Annotated in this window: 5 protein-coding genes; 2 read left to right on the top strand and 3 right to left on the bottom strand. The window is 66.0% G+C overall.

The window, feature by feature from the left end; all coding sequences use genetic code 11:
* Positions 1 to 1,070, bottom strand: a 1,070-nt coding sequence (locus JHC81_RS13640) for an ABC-F family ATP-binding cassette domain-containing protein (RefSeq protein WP_292175571.1), incomplete at its 3' end; no start/stop codon positions are given.
* 147 nt (positions 1,071 to 1,217) lie between these two features.
* Between JHC81_RS13640 and ndk the strand changes: the two genes are divergently transcribed.
* Entirely contained in the window at positions 1,218 to 1,637 is a 420-nt protein-coding gene (ndk, locus tag JHC81_RS13645) for a nucleoside-diphosphate kinase (protein WP_292175574.1), read from the top strand.
* Positions 1,638 to 1,690: 53 nt separating this feature from the next.
* Entirely contained in the window at positions 1,691 to 2,386 is a 696-nt protein-coding gene (locus JHC81_RS13650) for a YoaK family protein (protein ID WP_366466290.1), read from the top strand.
* A 56-nt stretch (positions 2,387 to 2,442) separates the two neighbouring features.
* On the opposite strand, the gene JHC81_RS13655 is transcribed toward JHC81_RS13650, so the two are convergent.
* Positions 2,443 to 4,503: a M13-type metalloendopeptidase gene (locus tag JHC81_RS13655; protein ID WP_292175578.1), complete on the bottom strand. Its 2,061-nt coding sequence runs from the start codon at positions 4,501 to 4,503 to the stop codon at positions 2,443 to 2,445.
* Positions 4,504 to 4,589: 86 nt separating this feature from the next.
* Positions 4,590 to 5,183 (bottom strand): phosphoribosylglycinamide formyltransferase, encoded by a 594-nt coding sequence (gene purN / locus JHC81_RS13660; RefSeq protein WP_292175579.1) that lies wholly within the window; start codon positions 5,181 to 5,183, stop codon positions 4,590 to 4,592.
* Positions 5,184 to 5,251: the final 68 nt, after the last annotated feature.

The raw sequence follows: 5,251 nt of genomic DNA on the forward strand, positions 1-5,251 counted from the left end.
GCGATCATCTTGGCGAAGGTCGACTTGCCCGCGCCGTTGACGCCCAGCAGGCCGATGCGATCGTCCAGATCCATGCGCAGGTTCAGATTGCGCAGGATCGGCTTGCCCGGCTCATAGCCGACGTTGGCGCGCTCCAGCCGGATCAGCGGCGGGGCCAGAGGGCGGGGCGGCGAGGGCAGGATGAAGGGGGCGACCCGCTCCTCGATGGTCGTGGCCACCGGTTGCATCTTGGCCAGACGCTTCATGCGCGACTGGGCCTGGGCGGCCTTGGAGGCCTTGGCCTTGAAGCGGTCGACGAAGGATTGCAGGTGGGCGCGCTCGGCGTCCTGCTTGGCCTTGGCCGAGAGTTGCAGGCGGGCCTTCTCGGCGCGGGCCTGTTCGAACTGGTCGTAGTTGCCGGTGTAGAGCGTCAGATTGCGGTTCGCGAGGTGCAGGATGTGGGTGCAGACCTCGTTCAGCATCTCGCGGTCGTGGGAGATGATCAGCGCGGTGTGCGGGTATTTCTTGAGCCGCGCCTCGAGCCACAGGGCACCTTCGAGATCGAGATAGTTGGTCGGTTCGTCGAGCAGCAGCATGTCCGGCTCGGCGAACAGGGCGGCCGCCAGCGCCACGCGCATGCGCCAGCCGCCGGAGTATTCCGACATCGGCCGCTGCTGGTTCTCCTGGCTGAAGCCCAGGCCGACCAGGATTTCGGCGGCGCGGGCGGGAGCGGCGTCGGCGTCGATCTCGATCAGCCGGGTCCAGATCTCGCCCATCTCCTCGGGCTCTGCGGTTTCAAGCCGGCCCAGCAGGGTGTGGCGCTCGACGTCGGCCTCGAGGATCGTTTCCAGAACGCTGACCGGGGTGGCGGGGTGTTCTTGATCGACCGAGGCGATGCGAGCCGTCTTGGGCAGGCTGATCTCGTCGCCACCCGCGGCCAGTTCGCCCAGGATCAGCTTGAACAGGGTCGACTTGCCGATGCCGTTGCGGCCCACGAGCCCGACCTTGGAGCCCGGTGGTAAGCTGACGGACGCGTCCTCGAGGAATTTGCGACCCCAGGCGTTGAAGGTCAGGTCGGTGATCTGGAGCATGGAACGTCGGCCCTGAGCACGTCCCTCAAGCAGCGAGACGCCGCGCGTCGAGCGATAGGGACACAAGAAATGGAGGCGGCTTGGAAACCGGGGAGGGCGCGTCTATAAGCCCCCACCTTCAATCTCCCAAACAAGAAGTCACTTCTCATGACCGAACGCACCTTCTCGATCATCAAGCCCGATGCCACGCGCCGCAACCTGACCGGCGCCGTCAATGCCGTGATCGAAGCCGCAGGCCTGCGCATCGTCGCCCAGCGCCGCGTGCACCTGACCGAGGCCCAGGCCAAGAAATTCTATGAAGTCCACGCCGAACGCCCGTTCTATGGCGAACTGGTCGAGCAGATGACCGCCGAGCCGGTCGTCGTCCAGGTGCTGGAAGGCGACAACGCCATCGCCAAATATCGCGAAGTCATGGGCGCGACCAACCCGGAACAGGCCGCCGAAGGCACCATCCGCAAGCAGTTCGCCCTGTCGATCGGTGAAAACTCGGTCCACGGGTCGGACTCGGCCGAAAACGCCAAGATCGAGATCGCCCAGTTCTTCACCGACGATCAGATCGTCGGCTGATCCAACGCGAAAGCGCTGGACCTGCTGCGGCCGGATCGGAAACGATCCGGCCGTTGTCGTATCTGGACCCTGCACTGCGGAAGGCCACGCCCATGAAGGAGTATCGGCATCGGGATGTCGCGCTGGCCGCCGGGCTTTCGGCGCTGGCCGGCTATGTCGATGCGATCGGTTTCCTGACGCTCGGCGGGTTTTTCGTCTCCTTCATGAGCGGCAACTCCACCCGCTTCGGCGTGGCGGTGGCGACCGGGGAGTGGCAGGTGGCTGGGACGGCACTGGGTCTGATCGGCCTGTTCGTGATCGGCGTGGTGCTGGGCTCGACGGCGGCACGCCGGGCGGGGGAGGGGCGCAAGGCCGTCGTGCTGGGGCTGGAGGCCCTGCTGCTGGCGATGGGGGCCGCCCTGTTGTCGGCCGGTCGGCCCCTGCTGGGCATGGTCCCCGTAGTGCTGGCCATGGGGGTGGAGAATACGGTGTTCCAGAAGGGCGGGGATGTGCGGGTCGGCCTGACCTATATGACCGGCACGCTGGTGCGGGTGGGCCAGAGGATCGCCACGGCCCTGCACGGAGGCGCGCGCTGGGACTGGGTGCCGTTCCTGCTGCTGTGGATCGGGCTGGCCGCGGGCGGGGCGCTGGGCGCACTGATGTTTCTGAGGCTGGGCGTCACGGCTCTGTGGTTAGCAGCAGCCGTCGTGGCCGGACTGGCTCTGCTAAGCCTTGTCGATGAGCAACAGCCCAATACCAGACCCCGATGAAGAAACGGCCCCGGAGATTGCTCTCCGGGGCCGTTGTCTTTGTACGGACGGCTCGTTTACCAGATACGCGCGCGGGCTCCCGGTGCCAGATATTGCTCGTCGCCGGGCTGGACGCCGAAGGCGGCGTACCAGGCGTCGATGTTGCGCGGCGGCACCGCCGCCCGGTACTGGGCCGGGGCATGCGGATCGGTGGTCACCTGATTGCGCAGATATTCGTCGCGCGAGTTGTTGCGCCACACCTGGGCCCAGCCCAGGAAGACCCGCTGATCGCCCGTCAGTCCGTTGATGACCGGCGCGGGTTGGCCATTCAGCGACAGGTGATAGGCATCCAGCGCCATCAGCAGACCGCCCAGATCGGCGATGTTTTCGCCCATGGTCAGGTCGCCGTTGACGGTTGCGCCCTCGATCGGTGACAGGGCCGAGTACTGGGCGCCCAGCACCGCCGCACGCTCCTCGAACTTGGCCCCGTCCTCGGCCGTCCACCAGTCGCGCAGGACACCGTCGCCGTCGACCTTGCGGCCCTGATCGTCAAAGCCGTGGGTGATCTCGTGGCCGATGACGGCACCGATGCCGCCATAGTTGATGGCCGGGTCGGCATTGGGATCGAAGAACGGGGCCTGAAGGATGGCCGCCGGGAAGACGATCTCGTTGCGTGGCGGGTTGTAATAGGCATTCACCGTCTGGGGCGTCATGCCCCATTCCAGCGGATCGACCGGCTTGTTCAGCTTGCCCAGGTTGTAGGCCCATTCGAAGGCGCTGGACCGCTCGACATTGCCGTACAGATCGCCGGGGACCAGCTCCAGACCGTCATAGACGCGCCACTGTTCGGGATAGCCGATCTTCACATTGAACTTACTCATCTTGTAGAGCGCCTGCTGGCGGGTTTCCTCGCTCATCCAGTCCAGACGTTGCAGCCGGGCGGTCATGGCCAGCCGCAGATTGGCGACCAGCTCCTCCATCTGCGCCTTGGACTCGGCGGGGAAGTGGCGGGCGACATACTCCTTGCCCAGCACCTCGCCCAGGGCTCCATCGACCAGGGATACGCCGCGCTTCCAGCGAGGCTGGTTCTCCTGGCTGCCGCTCAGGGTCTTGCCGAAGAAGTCGAAGTTGGCGTCGACGAACGCCTTGGACAGATAGGGCGCGGCCTGATTGATGACGTGGAAGGCCTGCCAGGATTGCAGGGTCTCGATGGGCGTTTCCGAATAGACGCGGGCCATGCCGGGCAGGGCGGTGTTGGTCGTGGCGATCAGGGTCGGGACGTTCGAGATGCCCGCACCGCGCGCCCAACCGGCCCAGTCGAAGCCGGGAGCCGAGGCGGCCAGGTCGGTGAGGGTGGTGGGGTTGTAGATCTTTTCCAGCTGGCGCGACTGGACCTGGGTCCAGTGCTGTTCGGCGAGGCGGGTCTCGAACGCGACCACATCGGCGGCCGCCTGTTCGGGGTTGGCCCAGCCGGCCAGCTCCAGCGCCTTGGCGACGTAGGCCTGATAGGCGGCCTTCTGCTCGGCGAAAGAAGCCTCCAGATAGTAGTCGCGATCCGGCAGGCCCAGACCGCCCTGGCTGACATAGGCGCTGTTCTTGTTGGGCTCGCGCAGGTCCTCGAAGACACTGACGCCGAACAGATTGACGCCAAAGCCGCCCTGGGTCCGGCCCATCAGCTCGGCCATCTTCTCGCGTGTGTCGGCGGCGCGGACCTCGGCCAGATCGGCTTCAAGCGGGGAGGCTCCCAACTGCTCGATCGCAGCCTCGTCCATGAAGCTGCCGTAGAAGGTGCCGATCCGGGCGGCGTCGGGGCTGGCCCCTGGATTGGCCGCGCTCTCGTCCACCAGGGCACGTAGGTCCAGCTGGGCCTGATCGTTCAGCTTGTGGAAGGCCCCATAGGACGACTTGTCCGCCGGAATCGGCGTGTTACGCAGATAGGTGCCGTTGGCGAAGCGGTTGAAATCCTGGCCGGGACGAACCGAAGTATCCATGCCTTCGACATCGAAGCCGAAGGTGCCGATGGCCGGTGCGTCGGTCGATGGAATCTCGACCACTGGGCGGGTCTGGGCCGAGGCCAGGCCGGCGGACATAAGGATGGCCGCACCGGCGGTGCAGGCCAGAAGGCGAAGTTTCAGCATGGGCAATGTCCCGATTGACAGATCGGGGCGGAAACTGCGCCCGCTGCGGACGGTTGTCGCCCGCAAAAGCACCAGATTACGAAAATCTAATCCAGCGTCCGGCACAACTCGGACAACACCTGCGGATACAGCCGATGCTCGGCCGCCAACACCCGCTGGGCCAGGCTGTCAGGCGTATCGTCGTGCAGGATGGGTACGGCGATCTGGCCAAGGATTTCGCCCTCATCGACGCCCTCCGTCACCTGATGCACGGTGCAGCCGCCCTCAGAGTCTCCAGCGGCGATGGCGCGGGCGTGGGTGTCCAGACCGGGATAGAGCGGCAGCAGGCTGGGGTGGATGTTGATCATGCGGCCGCGCCAGCCCTGGACGAAGCCGGGGGTCAGGACGCGCATGTATCCCGCCAGGGCGACCAGCTGGATATCATGCTGGATCAGCAGGCGCTGGATTTCGGCCTCATGCGCGGCACGATCCGCTCCGAACGGCTGATGGTCGATAGCCAAGGCCTTCACCTCCTTGGCCTCGGCGATGGCCAGCCCTCCGGCATGGGGACGGTTGGCCACGACCAGCACCACCTCAAAGGACGCGCCCGGTTTCTGCCCCTCGTCGATCAGGGCGGCCATGTTGGAGCCGGTGCCCGAGATCAGGACGGCGACGCGGACCCTGTCAGCGGTAGATGTCACGGTCGATCAGGCGGCCTGAAGCTGGCCGCAGACGAAGGCGACTTCGCCCGCGTTCAGCAGGGCCTCCA

Origin of the sequence: Brevundimonas sp. (assembly GCF_016463295.1) — a bacterium.
Taxonomy (GTDB): Bacteria; Pseudomonadota; Alphaproteobacteria; order Caulobacterales; family Caulobacteraceae; genus Brevundimonas.

Coding starts and splice junctions, on each gene's coding strand:
- ndk (WP_292175574.1), top strand. CDS start 1,218: ATGACCGAACGCACCTTCTCGATCATCAAGCCCGATGCCACGCGCCGC.
- JHC81_RS13655 (WP_292175578.1), bottom strand. CDS start 4,503: ATGCTGAAACTTCGCCTTCTGGCCTGCACCGCCGGTGCGGCCATCCTT.